Genomic DNA, 18358 nt, shown 5'->3' with positions numbered 1-18358 from the left:
CGTACTTTTATAGTTTGAACAGGACTGCAACTTTATACATCTGTAGCCCGCATCATATCACCCCATTCCCAAGGGAACAGGCCTGAAAAATGAACCTGAAACAACTACTGATATTCTGTTTGCTCGTACCATTTGCTGTGCAGGCAGCAGCTCAGGACCGTATTGAACAGAATGAACAATTAATCAAAATTGAGGACTGGCAAGAGGGAATTGAATACCGGAAAGTAGAGCCCAGGGTGCTTCAGGTAAACAGGTCAAGGCTGCTGCAATTCCCCGAATTTGACAGGTCTGACTATTTTCGTGAGCAGGAACAGGAAACAGCAGAGTCAAGTCCGCCTTCCTTGTCCAAAGAGGTGCTTCAGCGGCTCGCCCATATTTACCGCGTTCATTTGCTATCAATGGAGGCTCAGATTAATGATGACCCGGCAGCCGCCGAAGAGTATATCACAGACGGTTTGATGGGACTGCAGAATCTGATGGATGATCATCCCGAAGTACGGGACAGCCGCCAGTTCGCCGAGTTGTACCGCACCGTCATGACCGAGTATCAGGAGTTTTACGGGATATCCGAATCCATAATCAATGTTGAAGGTGAGATTTTTGAAGTGCATGAAGACCTGATGCGGATGGAAGAGGAAGACTGGTTTGATACACATGCGTTTATTTTGCCTGAAAATCTTGAAATGGGAAAGACTCAGGTGCCTCTGATCCGCAATGAACAGGTTAATAACCACATCGCCTATCTGACTGTGCGCAGGCCCGAAATCATGGAGCGGTGGCTGGAGCGGTCGGCCAGGTATTTCCCGATGATGAGGGAGATATTTCGTGAAGAAGGGGTGCCTGAAGAACTGGTTCACCTTGCTATGATCGAAAGCGGGTTGGTTCCAACAGCACGGTCACATGCCAGAGCTGTGGGAATGTGGCAGTTTATCTATGCAACAGGCTCGGTATACGGACTTGAAGTCAACTGGTGGATTGACGAAAGACGTGATCCGGTCAAGGCAACCCGCGCTGCTGCCAGGCACCTGCGCGACCTTCATCAGTACTGGGACGGCGACTGGCATCTTGCGCTGGCAAATTATAATGTAAGCACGCGGCGAATGCTCAGCTCTGTCCGGCGCGCAGGCGGCGTCCGGAATTACTGGGAGATATATCCCTACCTGCCGCGTGAAACAAGAGGTTATGTGCCCGGATTCATCGCCGCCACCCTTATCGCAATGAATCCCGAGGATTTCGGTTTTGAATCCGCCTATGATGCAGACCCCTATGAATACGATGTTGCTGAAGTAAATGGCTCAGTTGATCTTGGACTGCTGGCAGAATGTGCCGGCATCTCCACTCAGGAACTAAGAAACATGAATCCGGAGCTGCTGCGATGGGCTACACCTCCCGGCGATGAACCGTATCCTCTGAAGATTCCGAAAGGAAGCAAAGAACGGTTCATGGAAGCCTATAAGGAGATCCCGGAAGATAAGCGTATGAATGATCTGGCAATTCATACGGTCAAAAGGGGTGAAACACTTGGGGTCATTGCAAACAGGTACGGCACCACCGTTCGTGCATTGTATCAGGCAAATGAAGGGTTGTCCAGCGTGATTCATCCCGGACAGGATATTGTCATTCCCGTGCCCGGAGGAAGTGATGTTGCCATACGGTCCGAAGAACCGTCCCGGGCGCAAACGGCAAGAACTGCTGCCAGTTCAGCCGCCAGTCAGCAGGCCTCTGCGTCCAACAGGCCTGCCAATTCAGAAGCTGTTACCTATGTTGTGAAATCCGGAGATACCGTCGGACACATAGCGGAATGGTTTGATACCCAGGCGTGGCGTATTCGTTCATGGAACAACATCAGCAATTTAATACGGCCCGGCCAAAGACTGACCATATATGTCCCGTCCAACCTGCAGCAGCAATATGCGAAGCTGAATGACATGAGCCGGGCGGAGCGTGACAGCTTTTCTGCCTCAGATGCCGCAACCCAGGTAGCCGACGGTTCTGACGGGGAATACCGGACCTACACTGTCCGGCCCAATGACAACCTCTCGAATATTGCAAGAAGCTTCAATACGACTGTGCAGGAAATTCAAAATCTGAACAATCTCTCTTCAACACGAATTTACTCCGGACAGACGTTACGAATTCCGAATTGACATTTTTCTGAAACCGGCCTTCTGTCACCCATGAAAACCAACATTTTTTCCTATCCCAGGTATCTCCTGATAACACTCCTTTTGTTGCTGCTTGTCGGTGCAGGCTTTGTTCACCGGTCTGATCCCTATTTTCAGATCCATAAAAACTTTACCATCTTCAGTGAAGTTTACGAACAGCTGTCAAGTAACTACATCCATGAAGTTGATCCTGAAAAGCTTATCAGGCGGGGGATTCACTCCATGCTCAAGGAGCTGGATCCCTACACTGTTTTAATTGATGAGTCAGGCAGCAGACAGATGGATATTGTGACTACCGGGCAGTATGCCGGTGTCGGGCTGGAGGTAGGAGCCCGTGGCGGCGAGCTGGTTGTTATTGCTCCCATTGAAGGATACTCAGCTGAGCGCAAAGGAATTCGGGCCGGTGATGTTATTCTGAATGTAAATGATACCGATGTACAGGGCCTGAGCACCGATGACCTGCAGAGTCTTCTGAGGGGGGACCCCGGTTCCACGGTAAATATGACCATCAGGCGATACGGAATTGATGAGCCCATCGACTTCGAGCTGACCCGTGAGACAATCGAGGTTAAAAATGTGAGTTATTTCACAACTCTGGATTCTGATTCTCGAATAGGATACATCCTGCTCAGGCGTTTTGCCCAAAATGCTGCCGAAGAAGTCAGAGAGGCCATTCTGGATATGCAGGAAGAGGGTTCCCTTGACGGGCTGGTCCTGGATGTGCGGAATAACCCCGGCGGCTTGCTTGACGAGGCTGTAAAAATCATTGACAAGTTTGTTCCTGCCGGCGAGCGGGTTGTCTGGACAGAAGGGCGGCTCTCCCGGGCAAACCAGGAGTACAAAACAAGAGAACAGCCGGTTTTCCCCGATAAGCCGCTGGTTGTGCTTCAAAACGGTGGAAGCGCCAGTGCCTCCGAGATTGTTAGCGGAGCGCTGCAGGATCTTGACAGAGCTGTGGTCATCGGCGAGCGCAGCTTTGGAAAAGGTCTGGTACAGATAGTCCAGCCGCTTTCCTATAATATGTCGCTGAAAATGACCACCTCAAAATATTATGTGCCGAGCGGCCGGTCCATACAGTCGACACCCTACCTTTCAGAAGAAGAAGCTGCGGAAATGGATGAAGTCCCCGACTCGCTTCGGACCGAATTCAAGACCAGGGGTGGCAGAACGGTCTATGAAGGAATCGGCATTGAGCCCGATATCAAAGCTGAAAAACGGCAGCAAAGCATGCTCGAAATCGCGCTGCTTCAAAACAGCCACTATTTCTTCTTTGCCAATGAGTATACATCAGATAAAGATATCAAGGGCGATGAAATCGATTCAGCGGAAGCTTATGATGCGTTTTTGGCTTACCTTGAGAATCAGGATTTTGAGTATGCGACTCGTACGGAGCGGAAGTTCAATGAATTTACGGAAACACTGGACGAATCGCTCAAGCAGGAGTCGGAGGACCGTATTAAAGCCATGCAGGAGCTCATAGACCTTGAAAAACAGAAACAAAAAGAACGGTATTCCGAATACATCAGGAAAGAACTGATGCTTGAACTTATTTCACGTTTCGATGGAGCCGGCGGACGCATGAAAAAACAGCTGGAATCGGATAAGGCAGTGTTGAAGAGTATCGAAATACTTGAAGACAATGCGGCCTGGTTGTCCATCCTTGAACCCTGACACCTGTTATTATTTTGCTTAAAGCAGATCTTCACATTCATACCACGGCATCCGACGGTAAACTATCACCAGCGCAGGTTGTTGCACATGCACTGACAACGGACCTTGATGTAATTGCGATCACGGACCATGACACCATTGACGGGGTGGCCGAGGCAAAGCTGGCTTCGGAGGGAACCCCCCTGCAGGTTGTCAATGCTGCCGAAGTAAGCACCATTTATCAGAACAGGGAGTGTCATCTTCTGGCGTATTCATTTGAGGATGCCGGTGTCATGACCGGACTTTTCCGGGGGCAGAAAGACAAAAGAATTGAACGGGCGCAAAGTATCATCCATAACCTCAACAAGCTTGGTTTTGATATTTCTTATGATGAAGTCCTCGGGGAAGCGGGAAATGCATCAATCGGACGTCCGCACATCGCCCGGGTGATGATTAAAAAGGGATTTGCAGCCGACATTCAGGAAGTGTTTTTCCGGTACCTTGGGAACAGCTCAAGTGCCTATCATCAAATTGACTATCCGGATATTTCCGAAGCCATAGATCTGGTCCATCAGGCAGGAGGCTATGCAATACTCGCCCATCCCGCTGACAACTACACTTTCATAGATATAAAAAAGTTCAGGGAGTATGGACTGGACGGCATTGAGTGTTTTCATTCATCGCATAACTCCTGGCATCAGCGCCGTTTTACCGATTACTGTGAAAATTTCGATCTGTTAATTACCGGAGGATCAGATTTTCATGGAAGTGTGCAGGATTTTCACCATTTTGGTACGATTCACACCAAACTGGAACCCGATTCACCATTATTGAAGACAAGGGCAGCTGAACCACAGAAAAATTCCAAAACTTATTCAGAAACATTATGCAAGTGAACAAGATTGAAGGGACGTTTAACGTTACAGATGCCAAAATCGGAATCATCGTATCCCGATGGAACAGTTTTATCACCGAACGGCTGCTGGAAGGAGCGGTAGATACTTTGAAGCGGCACGGGGTTGATGAAACACACATAGATGCCGTATATTGTCCGGGATCGTTTGAAATTCCCTTAATTACGTCAAAATTGGCCGAAACCGGCAAATACAATGCTCTGATCTGTCTGGGTGTTGTTATCCGCGGATCGACACCGCATTTTGATTTTGTTGCCGGAACGGCCAGCAGGGGAATTTCGGATGTGATGCTGAAGTATCAGATTCCTGTGGGTTTCGGTGTTCTGACTACCGACACCATTGAGCAGGCAATCGAAAGGGCCGGCACAAAAGCAGGAAACAAAGGTGGAGAAGCGGCAATGACAGTACTGGAGATGATTTCTCTTTACGGTGAAATCGACTCATTGTGAATTCTGGATGACATTGAAAAACGGTAAACTTAACTGAATACATTTTTGAAAGAAGAAGGTATTTCAACCGATAACTCCCGAACCGAAGACCAGCAGAAACAGCTGCAGCTTCAGAAAAGCGGGAAAATTCCCCGGCATATTGCCGTTATCATGGACGGAAACGGCAGATGGGCAAGGAACCGGGGAAGTGTTAGGATAATGGGCCACAAAGCCGGAGTGGATTCCGTGCGCGATATAACAGAGGCATGTGCAGAAATCGGGGTCAAGCATCTGACCCTGTATGCCTTTTCCACCGAAAACTGGGGACGCCCGAAAGGTGAAATCAGTGCCCTGATGAAACTGCTCGTCCAGTCCCTCAGAAGTGAAACCCGTAAACTGGATGAAAACGATATCCGGCTTTCCACTATCGGGGAACTTGACCGCCTGCCTCCAACCTGCAGGCAGGAGCTCGAATACGCAAAGGAGCTTACATCCGGCAACCAGAGAATGGAACTTTGCCTTGCCTTGAGCTACTCCGGGCGGTGGGATCTGAATCAGGCAATGAACAGCATCGCGCAAAAAGTCAAAAACGGAGATTTGGGACCGGAAGATATTACCCAGGATGCCATCTCACGGCATCTGGCAACATCCCGCATGCCAGACCCCGATCTTATTGTGAGAACAAGCGGTGAATTGCGTCTGAGTAATTTTCTGCTTTGGCAGGCGGCCTACTCCGAACTGTATGTTACCGATACCTTCTGGCCTGACTTCCGCAGGGATGAACTGTACAAAGCCATTGATTCATTCCAGCAACGGGAACGGAGATTCGGGAAAATTCCGGTAACGCCCGAACTCGAAGAGTCGACGATCTGACCTTTAAACTTTTTAGTATAAACCGGAATAAACCCGGAAATAAAATTTGAATTACCCCCGTTTTAAAATCGTGTTTAAAATTTTGAGAAACATATTATCTGTCGCAATTCCGGCCCTTCTGGGATTGGCTTTTCTGACGGCCACACAGCTCAATGCTCAGTCCCCTGATGCTGAAGAATCAGGCTTTCGGCCTGTCAATCCGCTTGAAGACCAACCCCGAATGTATGAAATACTGGAAATTAATGCTTCAGGCAGCAGGTTTTACAGCGAAGCCTTTATTATTTCCACATCAAACCTGAATGTTGGTACAAATATCCGTATCCCCGGCGAAGAGATCCCGGAGGCCATAAAACGCCTTCATAATACAGGACTCTTCTCTGATGTTAAAATCTACAAAGAAGAGGTGGAACGTGAGGGTATAGTGCTTGAAATTGAGGTGACGGAACAACCCAGGCTGGAAAGTTATACCATCGAAGGTGTACGGCGTTCCCACAGGCGCGACTTGCAGGATAAAATCAATCTTGCCACCGGTTTTGCCGTTACCGAGTCAAGAAAATCCCAGGCCAAAAACACCATACACCGTTACTACAACGAGCGCGGTTACAGAAACACCAAAGTTGATATTCATGTGTCTGAGGTAGATACCGTACGGAACCGGGTTTCCCTGGAGTTTGATGTGGATCGCGGTGACAGAATACAGATCCGTGAGATCAAGTTTGATGGTAATGAATCGTTTTCTGATCGGCGGCTGCGCAGAAACCTCGGAGATGTCAAACGAGACAGGTGGTGGCGAATTTTTACACGCCAGACATTCAGCGAACAGGAGTTTGAAGAAGGTCAGGAAGAGCTTCTCGGTTTTTACCGCGAAAACGGATTTCTTGATGCACGTGTACGAGAGGATTCGGTCTATGTATTTGAACGCAGCCGCGGCCGGGAGGCCATAGGTGTTTACCTGAATATTGAAGAAGGCCCGCAATACCATCTCAGAAATATTGAGTGGGAAGGAAATACCGTGTATGAAGATGAAGCCCTTACCGAGGCTCTGGACATGCAGACCGGTGATGTATTCAATGAAAAGAAGTTTCAGGAAAACCTGACAATGAATCGCCACGAAACCGATGTTACCAGTATGTACAACAACATCGGTTATCTGTTCTTTCAGGTTCAGCCCGATCTTGAACGGGTTGAGGGAGATTCCATCGATGCCAGAATGTTTATCGTCGAGGATGACATCGCAACGGTGCGAATGGTAGAGTTTTCCGGTAACACCAAAACACATGACGACGTCGTTCGCCGGACATTGCGCAACATGCCGGGTTCGCGTTACAGCAGATCTGCTATCATGCGCTCCATCAGGGAGCTTGCCCAGCTTGGATACTTCAATCCCGAAGCCATTCAGCCCGATCTCGATGTAGATTATGAGGAGAAGAAAGTCGATATCACCTACATGCTCGATGAATCGCAAAGTACCGATAATTTTGAGTTTTCAGGCGGTTATGGCGGACGGCAGTTCGGCCTGATCCTTGCAGCAAAAGTCAATTTCAACAACTTTTCCGCTCAGAATCTGTTTAATTCCGAAGCATGGCGTCCGTTGCCAAGCGGAGACGGTCAGCGATTGTCCCTGGGTGTACAGGTGACCGGTCAGGGTTATCAGAATTTCAGCTTTGCCTTTCAGGAACCCTGGTTCCTTGGGCGACCCAACTCATTTGGCGTCAACATGTCCTATAGTCTGTTCTCCGGATCAGGCGGCGGTTTTTTCAGGACCGGAAGTACCCGCCAGGAAATGTTCTCCGGATCGATTTCTTATGGAAGAAGACTGACCTTCCCGGATGATTATTTCAGACATATCACCCGGTTGAGATACCAGTATTTCGATGTTGAAGGCTATCAGAGTTTGCTTGGCGGACAGGCCAGTATCATTTCGGTCGAACAGGAACTCCAGAGAAACTCACTGGACAACCCGATTTCTCCGAATTCAGGGTCGAAGTTTTCCATTCGTGCTGAAGTAGCACCACCCATCCCCGGATTTTCCCAGTATTTCAAGACCGAGCTTGATTACCAGTATCACATCCCGATTGTAGGAAATCTGGTGTCTTCTTTCGGTGCAGAATACGGTTACATGAGCTGGTTCAGTTCGTCAAACCGGAGTCAGTTCCAGCGTTACTATCTGGGTGGTACCGAGTTGCAGCAACAGCAGGTATTCACGCGGGATAACATTGATATGAGAGGATATCCCGGGGGATTTGACGGATCTATTTCACCCTACCAGGATGGTGAAGAGGTAGGTGGTACCGTTTACGGTAAGTACTTTACAGAACTTCGGTATCCGTTGATAAGCAGCGAGCAGGTGCAGTTGATTCCCTATTTATTTGCCGAAGCTGGTAACGCCTATCTTGGATACAAGCAATTTGATCCGTTTGACGTGAAACGGGCGGCCGGCTTTGGTGCCCGCATATTTATGCCGATTCTCGGACTTATTGACCTGAGTTACGGTTACCGTTTTGACGGACTGGAAGCACCTGGTGTCGATGCCGGCGAATGGCAGTTTCTTTTCAACATTGGCGCACCATTCTGATGATGAGACTGATCTTAACTTCCGTTTTACTGACAGCAGGGCTGATGTTTATTACAGCTGTTCCTTCCCACGCCCAGCAGAAGATCGCCTACATTGACTCCGATTTCGTAATGGAAGAGATACCGGAATATGAAGGTATAAAACAACGCCTGGAGACCATCGCCGAAAACTGGAAAGAAGAAATTGATGAGATGCAGGTTGAAATTGAGCGGCTCAGACAGGAGTTTGAAGCGCGTGAAATTCTTTTTACTCCCGACGTCAGGCGGCAGCGGCAGCAGGAGATCGACAATAAAGTAAGGGACAGGGAACAGTACATTGAACGTCGTTTTGGTCCGGAAGGAGATTATTTCAGGCAGCAGGAAGAGTTGCTCGAACCTTTGCAGCAACGGATTCTTGAAGCTGTCGTAAAAGTTGCCGAGCGGGATGGGTATGATCATGTATTTGACAGAGCTGGTGACTATCTGTTTTTATTTTCAAGAGACCGGTGGGATATCAGCAGGGATGTGCTCGAAGAGATGGGTATATTCGTTGATGATGAAGATTCTCTTTAAAAATGTATAACTGCACAATTATCGGTTGACGTTATCCGTATTAGATAATGATGTTTTGGTATAGCACCGGCAAAAGTATTATCTTACCAAACTTTTAACTACTTCGTAACTAACATAATATCATGAGGCAACTGGCATCAATAACAATACTTATTCTGGCTCTGTCAGTATCTGCAATTGCCCAGCCGAGGGTAGGATATATGAACCCCCAGGCAGTATTGGACAATCTCCCCGAAAAGGAGGCGATTGAGCGGCAACTGAATCGTTTTCTGGACAGCAGGGAAGCAGAATTTGAAGAAAAGTCCATCGAATTTCAAAACAATCTCGCCCGTTTTCAGCAGGAAGCTCCGGAGTTGTCTGAAGAAGAGACTGAGCAGCGACAGCAGGAACTTCAGCAGCAGGATCAGGAACTGGAGCAGTTTCAGATGAGAGTTCAGCAAGAGCTGGAACAACGTCAGGATGAGCTTCTTGGCCCGGTTTTGCGGGAAATGAACAACATTATTGAATCCATAGCACAAGACATGAATCTTGACTATGTACTCAATCAGGAAACAGGTCAGGGTGAAATGCTCTTGCTCTATATCTCGGAAGACGGAAAAGAAGACCTTGATCTGACAGATAAGGTATTATCACGTATGACAAATTAACCACAATGCAGGAATCTCAGACAATGAAAAAAGCTTGGATTATATTCGGATTTATCTTTATTGCGGGTCTTCTTTCCCCAATGGAAAAAGCCCACGCACAGCAAAATGAATTGCGTATCGGTTATGTTGATCCGCAGCATATCATGAGAAGCATGCCTGAAATGGCAGCAATTGAGCGGCGACTCCAGAATTTTGTCGAAAGAAAGCGACAGGAATTTGCAGAGAAAGAAGCTACTTTCCGGCAGGAAGTGGAAGAGTATCAGCAAAAAATGGCAGTTATTTCCGACGAAGCCAAGCGTCAGGAGGAAGAGCGACTCGCGGAACTCAATCTCGAACTTCAGGAGTTTCAGCAAAACTTCCAGCAGGAAGTACAGGAGCGTCAGTTTGAACTGCTTGAACCGTTGCTCGACAAAATTCAGGACGCCATCGAATCAGTGGCTGATGAGCGAGGATTTACCTTTGTGCTGAATACTATGACCAACAACGGTGACTTTATCATTCTCTATGCATCAGATGAAGCACAAAGAGATTATGATATCACTGACGAGGTTATGCAGCGCCTCGATTTGATGTAATCCCGGAAATACCGACAGAGCAGGGCCCCGATGACCGGTGCCTTGCCCTGCATGCACTAAATAAATCAGGAAAAGGTGACGGCATCCCATCAGATTTCTGAATCTGATAATCTGATCTTCGAAAAACAGCTTTCCGAAGAGGGGTTCTCAAGAATCATGGGACTGGATGAAGTTGGAAGAGGATGCCTGGCAGGACCAGTGGTGGCATCCGGTGTAATCCTTGATCCTGAAAAACCGGTAGAAGGTGTCACTGACAGCAAACTGTTAAAATCATCAAGCAGGGAGAAGCTGGCCGGCACAATTAAAAAGAAAGCCCTGTGCTGGACTATTGCCTGGTGCGAAAACACTGAAATCGATAAGCTGAACATTCTCAAAGCATCGCTGCAGGCAATGGTAAGATGTGTTGAGAAAACCAACCCCGTGCCTGACTATCTTCTGGTGGATGGAAATAAAGGACTTGAGACACTGATGATACCCTCCATGACACTGGTTTCCGGAGACCGGCTGAGTGCCAGCATTGCAGCTGCTTCCATACTGGCCAAAGTTTATCGGGACAACATCATGAAAACATATCACCGGGAATATCCGGAATTTGGGTGGGACAAGAACGTCGGATATCCAACCGCAGTTCATTACGATGCCCTTGGAAAATTTGGCTATACGCCGTATCACAGAAGATCGTTTCGTCTGAAAACAGATAAGGCTTACACCAAAAGACCGTGATGAATGCGGGAATGGCTGAACAATTTCCTACGAAAGAATACTGAATTGTCTTCGGTTCATGTAAAAATTGAGAGAGATAGCCAGCATTACAGAATATGACAGAAATGCAGAGCCTCCGTAACTGATGAACGGCAGGGGGAGTCCAATGACAGGGAATAATCCCATTGCACTCCCCAGGTTGATTACCAGATGAACAAAAAATGTTGCTGTAATTCCGACCACTACAAGCTGAGCAAACGGGTGCTTGTGCTCACCCGCAATATTCAGCAGCCGCAGCAAAAGTACTGAAAATATCAGCAAGACAAGTCCGGCCCCGACAAATCCGAACTCCTCGGCAATAACGGGGAAAATGAAATCCGTCCACTGTTCCGGCAGAAAGCGTAATTGGGTCTGTGTCCCCTCAAGAAAGCCTTTTCCCCAGAGCCCGCCGGAACCGATAGCGGTTTTGGCCTGCATTACATTCCATCCGGCTCCCTGCGGATCCAGGGCAGGATTGATAAAGGCTTCAATACGAGCCTGTTGATGAGGTCTGAGGATTTGATACAGCGCAACCTGAACACCTGCTACGACAAGCGAACCCGTAACAATAGCTGAGGTGGTAAGCCACAAGCGTTTTTGTATAAAGAATATGGCTGTGGAAAGAATCAGTGTGGCGACAACACCAAGCATCCAGTTAATTACAGAGAAGTAGGCAATGATAGCCGGTGATATCAGGAAAAGAGAAATACCGTGAGGCAGACCGGACCAGAAGAGCATTACCGGTATAATTGCAAGTAAAACGAGCGCAGTTCCGGTGTCATTCTGAAATATGATAATGACACTGGGAATAAGCATCATCACGACAGCGACAAAGGCAGATCCAATATGCTCGGCTGAAATATCACGTCTGCTGGTGAGATAGTTCGATACCGCCAGTATGGTTGCAAGCTTCAGCATCTCACTTATCTGAAAACGCATGCTGCCGATAACCAGCCACCGGCGGGCGCCGCCGGCTTCCGTACCCCATATGACCGTCGCAATAGCCAGCAGAATACATACTATATAAAGAATATAGGATATCTGCTGGAACGTCCGCGGGTCAGCAAACTGAATCATAACCAGAATCAAAATGGATACACCTATCCAGATAATCTGGTTGAGAAAATTGTTCTGTATATAATCAGGGAGGAATTGCGACACAGGACCCAGTGTGGCACTGTAAATAGCAATAAGCCCGGCTGTGAAAAGAAATATCCAGCAAAAGACAAGCAACCAGTCAAATTCTTTGTACCAGGCCATTACAGTACGTCCTCTTGCTCTTCAGCTTTACGCGGGGTGAATGTTTTCACATAGTCATAAACCCACGGGCGTCTGATCTGTCCGTGAAAATACTTTTCCATGAGCAGGCCGGCAATAGGTGCCGCTGAAATGGAGCCGAATCCGGCATTTTCGACCAGCACGGCAATGGCAATTTCAGGGTTGTCATAAGGAGCATAGGCAACAAACCAGCCATGATTTTTTCCGTGCGGGTTTTGAGCAGTTCCCGTTTTTCCGGCAACTTCCACATCGGCAATATCAGCATAAAATCGTCCTGAGCCGTTTTTTACGGCAAGGCGCATTCCTTCCTGAACAACCTGGAGGTCCTCATCCTTTACCCAGTCAATTTTTTCATTATCCGGCTCAACTACAGATGCCGACCCGTCCGGATAGGAAATACGATCAACAATATGAGGCCGGACACTGTAACCGCCATTGGCAATTCGAGAGGTCATCAGAGCCATTTGCAGCGGAGAACTTGAAAAGGTACCCTGTCCCACACCCACACTCAGAAGATCCCCGATTCCCCATTCTCTGGGCCCGCCGAAATAGGTGTTATAATAGGCGCTGTCAGGCAGAATTCCACGGCGTTCGTTTGGCAGGTCAATATGTGTGACATCACCTAAGCCGAAAGATCTGGTATGATTGTGCCATTCATTCAGGCCCTTCTCACGCATGGTCTGGTGCATCAGAGAAAAGAAATAGGTGTTGCATGAATTCTGGATAGCCTGTACAAGATTCTGTCTTCCGTGCTCTTTGAGGCACTTGTAGTGCCTGCCATGAGTGTATCCTCCCCGGCAGTTAATCTCTGTATCCTTGTCAACTACACCAAAATCCAGGCCTATCAGTCCCATGAGAGGTTTCACGGTGGATCCTGGTGGTTGCATCGTGGAAATGGCTCTGTTGAAGAGCGGACGCGTGGTGTCGGACTGAAGTGAGATCCAGTAATCCATATCAATTCTTCCGGAAAGACGCTCAACATCAAAAGATGGTGAACTTGCAAGTGCATGTATGGCTCCGCTGTTTGGATCCATGACAACCAGTCCGCCGATTTTGCCCTCCATCAGATCTTCAGCAAGCAGTTGCAGTTCGGAATCGATATGGGTGAAAATATCGGCTCCTTTGATGGGGCTCTGACTCATGGTTTCTTCTTCATAGGGACCAAGGGCCTGTCCAAGTGCATTTACCTGGATATATCTTGTACCCAGATTTCCGCGCAGCTCATGTTCGTAGACAAATTCAAGTCCGCTCCTTCCGGCTTTATCACCAAGATGATACCGGTTTGAGCTCCGGTACTCCTGCTGTGTCACTTCACTAAGATAGCCAAAGATATGAGAAGCTTTAACATCGGTAGGATAGTGACGCTTGGATTCAACGTGGTGGCCGATTCCGGGCAGCTTCCACAAGTTCTCCTGTATTTGTGTAAAGGAGTGGAAACTGACATCGGTAAATATCCTTGACGGGCGATGCCATGAGTAACTTCTGGCAGTATTGATTCTGTCTTCAACCACTGCAGGAGGCACCTCAAGATATTCAGCCAGCAAGGGAATGGCATCTCTGTCAAAATTGGCAGGTGTAACCGTGATGGTATATATGGGCTGATTGTCAATCAACAAACGTCCGGTTCTGTCGTAAACAAGTCCTCTGGCAGGGCTTACAGCTTCCTGACGCAGACTGTTCGCCAGACTCAGAGGTCCATATTTGTCATGCTCGATGATTTGCAGCTGGAACAATCTTCCCGCAAAAATGAGAAGTATGGTTATGATAGTCACCTGCAATACCCGTATGGATACGGCTGTGTGTGACTGTTTCTTGTTAAGAAGCATGATGATTATTCAGTTATCACGCAAGAGATGGATAATAGTACCAATTACGGCCGTCAGCAGACTGCTTCCGAATAAAACCTCGAAAAAAACCGCTTCTGCCTGGTAAATCTGAGTGAAGAAAGCGGCTATAAGGAATAACAGATTATGAACTAATGATATTACAAGCAAGAGCAGAAATACCTGTGAAAGGAATAATTTTGTCTCTTCAATCCGTGGGATGAAGTTGTAGACGAACATGGTGGTCAGTGTTTTCGAGAGCAGATGAAGCCCCCAGAAATCCAGGAAAAAGTCTGTCAGAAAGCCTGTGAAAGCAGCAAACAGGATGGCTGTAGTGCGCTCCTGCGTGGCTATTACCCAAATCAGAATTATTAGAACAAAGTCGGGCTCGACTGCACCGTAGCTTAGATGGGAGAAGATTAAAACCTGTAACAGAACAGCTGCAAGTCCAATGAGTCCGAATTTTAACAGATTAGATTTCATTGGAACAATCCTTCGTATTGCAGCAGAAGCTCGTCCACTTCCGGTTCAGGGATGTATCTTACTACGAAAGCTTCAGCAGTTTGATGCAGGGAGACAAAGGGTTTGATATAGATTTGCTGGGTATCTCTGCCTTCCTCAGGCTCTGTACGGATTACTTCGCCGATGGGAATGTGCGGAGGAAACTGATTACTGAAACCCGAAGTTTCAACAACAGCACCTTCAGAAACCCGGATAGTCTGAGGGACGTAGTTCATTACCAGTTCATCGGAGCCTTCACCACTCCAGGATACAATACCGTAAGCCCGGCTGCCCTGAATGTGTGAGCTCACACGAAACATCGCATTGTGAAACGGCATGATCTGGGCGTGGCCCGGGGTGGTAAGTATGACCTGTCCGATCAGACCCTGGGCATTGATCAGAGCCATGCCCGTTTCAACTCCGTCCCGTTCCCCTCTGTCAATGGTAAAGGAGTTATTGATTCCGGTAAGATTTTTGGCAACAATTTTTGCCGGAATCAGGTCATGCTGCAGGGTGTCACGGAGTTCAAGAAGATCGCGCAGTGCACGGTTTTCCTCTTTTACGGATCGCAGACGGGCTATTTCATCCTGTAAAATGATGTTTTGCTTGCCAAGCTGTTCGTTTGTTTGCAATGCTGTGCGGTATATTCGCACCTGCGAAAGGGGCTGCTCAAGGTAGCTGATGGCAAGCACAGAGGCTTTGCGGACAGACTGCAGTCCTCCGTCATGACGGAAAACCATCATGAAAAAAGCGATAAGAACAAAGACCAGCGTAATAATATGATCCTTGACATCTTCCGTCTTTCGCAGCGAAAATCGCATTCAATTGGAAATAAATCAGGTTAAAATCGCTCTGTAATATTCCAGGTCCTCAAGAACCTTCCCGGTGCCCCGAACAACAGCCGTTAACGGATCTTCGGCAATATGAACCGGCAGATCAGTTGTTTCCGTAATCAATTTGTCCAGGTTTTTCAGCAAAGCTCCACCGCCTGTGAGAAAAATTCCGCGGTCCAGAATATCGGCTGACAGTTCCGGCGGAGTTTGCTCCAGGGATTTTGTCACAGATTCTACAATAGTATTAACGGATTCGGATATGGCTTCACGTATGTCTTTCGAAGTTACAATGCGTGTTCTGGGTACGCCGTTTACGAGATCCCTTCCTTTTACAGAAAGCTCGAGCTCTTCATCAAGCGGGGTTGCCGAGCCGAGTATGTGTTTGACCTGCTCCGCAGTTCTTTCACCTATCAGAAGATTGTGGTTCCTGCGGAAGTAGTTTATGATGTCTTCGTTGAGCTCATCTCCGCCAAGCCGTACCGACTGTGAATAAACTATTCCGGACAGTGCAATTACTGCAATTTCTGTCGTACCGCCTCCGATATCCACGATCATGTTGCCGACCGGCTCATGAACGTCAAGGCCGATGCCGATGGCTGCCGCCATGGGTTCATCAACAAGGTAGACCTCTTTTGCCCCGGCATGTTCAGCACTGTCGCGAACAGCACGCTTTTCCACTTCTGTAATGCCGCTGGGTACACATACGACCATTTTCCGGGTTGAAGAGTACCATCTGACCTTCACCTTTTTGATCATGCCGCGAATCATGTGCTCGGCAACCTCGAAGTCAGCGATAACACCATCTCTGAGCGGTCTTACGGTTCTGATCTTCTGGTGCGTTTTTTCGTGCATCAAACGTGCTTCATGTCCGATAGCAACCGCCTGATTCTCAGTGTTAAGTGCAACGATAGAAGGTTCGTTCAGCACTATTCCGTGGTTTCTGGAGTGTATCAGTGTATTGGCTGTCCCGAGGTCAATGGCGATATCGGTATAAAGCCAGTCAAACAGCCCGCCTTTGGAATTATTGCGGGTTGTTTCGGCTTGTTTACTGGTTGCTTCAGACTGCGGCATATGTAATAATATTATCAGGTTGGTTAAGATAATCGGTAATCTCCAAATTTACGACAATCAATGGCATTTTGCGAACTATTTAGGCAAATTCGCAAATTTTTGTTTTAGTGCCTGAAGTGTCGCAAACCGGTAAAGATCATGCTTATGCCCAGATCATCTGCCTTCTGTATGACTTCGTCATCACGTATGCTGCCGCCAGGCTGTATTATTGCCCTGGATCCTGATTCTGCAGCTACCTCAACTCCGTCAGCAAACGGGAAAAAAGCATCAGAAGCAAGAACGGATTTGTTGAGAGAATGGCCGAATTCACGCGCTTTCTGCACTGCAAGCCGGGACGCATCTATACGGTTGGGCTGTCCGGTCCCAATGCCGATGGTTCTTTGTCCGGATGCATATACGATCGCATTGGATTTGACGTGTTTGACTACCTTCCATGCGAATTCAAGCGATTTTTGCTGGTTTGAGTCAGGTTCCAGCTGAGTGACAGTTTCTCTGGTTTCCGTGCCGAACCCGAAGTCGGCTTCCTGCCAAAGGTAACCTCCTGTAATGGTCCGGATATGCGGACGACTGCCGTCCGGCCATTTTTTTATCCGTACAAGTCTGCGGTTGGATTTTTCTGTCAGCAGCTCAAGGGCGTCTTCATCAAAATCGGGAGCAATAATAATTTCGCTGAATATCCGGTCCACAGCTTTGGCTGTATCCGGATCAACTTTCCTGTTGAACAGAATGACACCACCGAAAGGGGATACCGTATCGGTTGCGAATGCCTGCTCCCAGGCCTCCGCGGAACTGCCGGCAAGAGCAACGCCGCAGGGTATGTTATGTTTGAAAATCGCACATAAAGATTCCTCAGGGGATATCTCGTCAGGATGAAAATCGGCACCGAGCTGAAGCGCCGAGTCAATATCAAGGTAGTTGTTGTAGCTCAGCTTTTTACCATGAAAACATTCAATGAATTCACCGGGATTGCCGAAAACTCCCGCAGACTGATGCGGATTTTCCCCATAACGAAGTGTTTGATGGGATGGTGCGCTGATAGTCAGATGTCCGGGCACCCTGGATATCTTTTCATCGCCCGGTTCGCTGAAATGTGCATTTGCTGTTTTTGCCAGCTTCTCGGTGATATGGAGATCATAGTGTGATGTGAGCCGGAAAGCCTCTGAGGCAAGCCGGATTCGCTGCGCTGCTCCTATGCTTCCGTTCTTTGATTTCAACTCCGCTGTAACAGATGGATAATTGCGGGGGTTGGTGACCACACATGCATTTTCGAAATTTTTTGCTGCAGCTCTGATCATGGCCGGACCGCCGATGTCAATATTTTCGACCGCGTGCCCCGTATCGTCGGGTTTTTGTGTTATGGCATCCTGAAACGGATAAAGATTTACCACAACCAGCTCAAATGGCTCTATCCCTAGATCCGCCAGGGTATCGGCGTGATCTTTTTTTCCGGGACGCGCCAGTAGACCTCCGTGGATATGGGGATGAAGCGTTTTAACCCTGCCGTCAAGACACTCAGGAAAATTTGTAACCTCTGATACGTCCGTTATTTTCAGGCCGTTCTCCCTCAAAATTTCTGCGGTTCCCCCCGTGGATATGATCTCAATGCCCAGCTCATGAAGTGTACGGGCAAACTCTGCAATTCCACTCTTATCGAAAACCGATATTAATGCCCTTTTAACTTTGATGTCGGCCAGCTGATTAAGAAAGGTATCCATAAACGAAATATTTAAAGG

General features: G+C 47.9%; 16 protein-coding genes. 10 read left to right on the top strand and 6 right to left on the bottom strand.

All coding sequences use genetic code 11. From position 1 onward, the window contains the following. The first annotated feature begins 89 nt into the window (after positions 1-89). From NATSA_RS00685 to NATSA_RS00640, 10 genes are all read left to right on the top strand, one after another. Positions 90-2147, top strand: coding sequence for a LysM peptidoglycan-binding domain-containing protein (locus NATSA_RS00685; RefSeq protein ID WP_210509400.1), 2058 nt, complete (start codon positions 90-92; stop codon positions 2145-2147). 30 nt (positions 2148-2177) lie between these two features. Then, a complete protein-coding gene (locus tag NATSA_RS00680; protein ID WP_210509399.1) occupies positions 2178-3836 on the top strand; it encodes a S41 family peptidase in 1659 nt (552 codons plus the stop codon). Positions 3837-3850: 14 nt separating this feature from the next. Next, positions 3851-4711 carry a PHP domain-containing protein gene (locus NATSA_RS00675; RefSeq protein WP_210509398.1) on the top strand — a complete coding sequence of 287 codons (861 nt, stop codon included), beginning with the start codon at positions 3851-3853 and terminating at the stop codon, positions 4709-4711. Beyond that, positions 4708-5178 carry a 6,7-dimethyl-8-ribityllumazine synthase gene (gene ribH, locus NATSA_RS00670; RefSeq protein ID WP_419539828.1) on the top strand — a complete coding sequence of 157 codons (471 nt, stop codon included), beginning with the start codon at positions 4708-4710 and terminating at the stop codon, positions 5176-5178. Before NATSA_RS00675 ends, ribH begins: the two co-directional genes overlap by 4 nt. A gap of 45 nt (positions 5179-5223) precedes the next feature. Further along, positions 5224-6030, top strand: coding sequence for an isoprenyl transferase (locus NATSA_RS00665; protein ID WP_210509396.1), 807 nt, complete (start codon positions 5224-5226; stop codon positions 6028-6030). Between the two features lie 82 nt (positions 6031-6112). Next, positions 6113-8605: an outer membrane protein assembly factor BamA gene (gene bamA / locus NATSA_RS00660; RefSeq protein ID WP_210509395.1), complete on the top strand. Its 2493-nt coding sequence runs from the start codon at positions 6113-6115 to the stop codon at positions 8603-8605. A 44-nt stretch (positions 8606-8649) separates the two neighbouring features. Then, a complete protein-coding gene (locus NATSA_RS00655; protein ID WP_210509394.1) occupies positions 8650-9156 on the top strand; it encodes an OmpH/Skp family outer membrane protein in 507 nt (168 codons plus the stop codon). 122 nt (positions 9157-9278) lie between these two features. After that, a complete protein-coding gene (locus NATSA_RS00650; RefSeq protein ID WP_210509393.1) occupies positions 9279-9803 on the top strand; it encodes an OmpH/Skp family outer membrane protein in 525 nt (174 codons plus the stop codon). A gap of 23 nt (positions 9804-9826) precedes the next feature. After that, the gene (locus NATSA_RS00645) at positions 9827-10378 is read left to right on the top strand and encodes an OmpH/Skp family outer membrane protein (protein ID WP_210509392.1); all 552 of its coding nucleotides are present in this window, start codon (positions 9827-9829) and stop codon (positions 10376-10378) included. 156 nt (positions 10379-10534) lie between these two features. Beyond that, positions 10535-11101 (top strand): ribonuclease HII, encoded by a 567-nt coding sequence (locus NATSA_RS00640; protein WP_210510051.1) that lies wholly within the window; start codon positions 10535-10537, stop codon positions 11099-11101. A 27-nt stretch (positions 11102-11128) separates the two neighbouring features. Here NATSA_RS00640 and rodA read toward each other — a convergent pair whose 3' ends face one another. The 6 genes from rodA to purH all read right to left on the bottom strand — a co-directional run bounded on the left by rodA (position 11129) and on the right by purH (position 18340). Further along, positions 11129-12379 (bottom strand): rod shape-determining protein RodA, encoded by a 1251-nt coding sequence (gene rodA, locus NATSA_RS00635; RefSeq protein WP_210509391.1) that lies wholly within the window; start codon positions 12377-12379, stop codon positions 11129-11131. Further along, on the bottom strand, positions 12379-14223 hold the full coding sequence (gene mrdA / locus NATSA_RS00630; protein WP_210509390.1) for a penicillin-binding protein 2: 1845 nt from the start codon (positions 14221-14223) through the stop codon (positions 12379-12381). Before mrdA ends, rodA begins: the two co-directional genes overlap by 1 nt. Positions 14224-14232: 9 nt before the next feature. Beyond that, complete coding sequence (gene mreD, locus NATSA_RS00625; protein ID WP_210509389.1) at positions 14233-14703, bottom strand: rod shape-determining protein MreD; 471 nt, start codon at positions 14701-14703, stop codon at positions 14233-14235. Further along, positions 14700-15542, bottom strand: a complete 843-nt coding sequence (mreC, locus tag NATSA_RS00620; RefSeq protein WP_246481542.1) for a rod shape-determining protein MreC — start codon at positions 15540-15542, stop codon at positions 14700-14702. The genes mreD and mreC overlap by 4 nt, the downstream gene beginning before the upstream one ends. 15 nt (positions 15543-15557) lie before the next feature. Then, positions 15558-16625 carry a rod shape-determining protein gene (locus NATSA_RS00615; RefSeq protein WP_210509388.1) on the bottom strand — a complete coding sequence of 356 codons (1068 nt, stop codon included), beginning with the start codon at positions 16623-16625 and terminating at the stop codon, positions 15558-15560. A gap of 104 nt (positions 16626-16729) precedes the next feature. Further along, on the bottom strand, positions 16730-18340 hold the full coding sequence (purH, locus tag NATSA_RS00610) for a bifunctional phosphoribosylaminoimidazolecarboxamide formyltransferase/IMP cyclohydrolase (protein ID WP_210509387.1): 1611 nt from the start codon (positions 18338-18340) through the stop codon (positions 16730-16732). Positions 18341-18358: the final 18 nt, after the last annotated feature.

This window comes from Natronogracilivirga saccharolytica (genome assembly GCF_017921895.1).
In the GTDB taxonomy this organism is placed as follows: Bacteria; Bacteroidota; Rhodothermia; order Balneolales; family Natronogracilivirgulaceae; genus Natronogracilivirga; species Natronogracilivirga saccharolytica.
The sequence above is the reverse complement of the archived record's forward strand: the minus strand, read 5'-3'. Positions and strand labels throughout refer to the sequence as shown.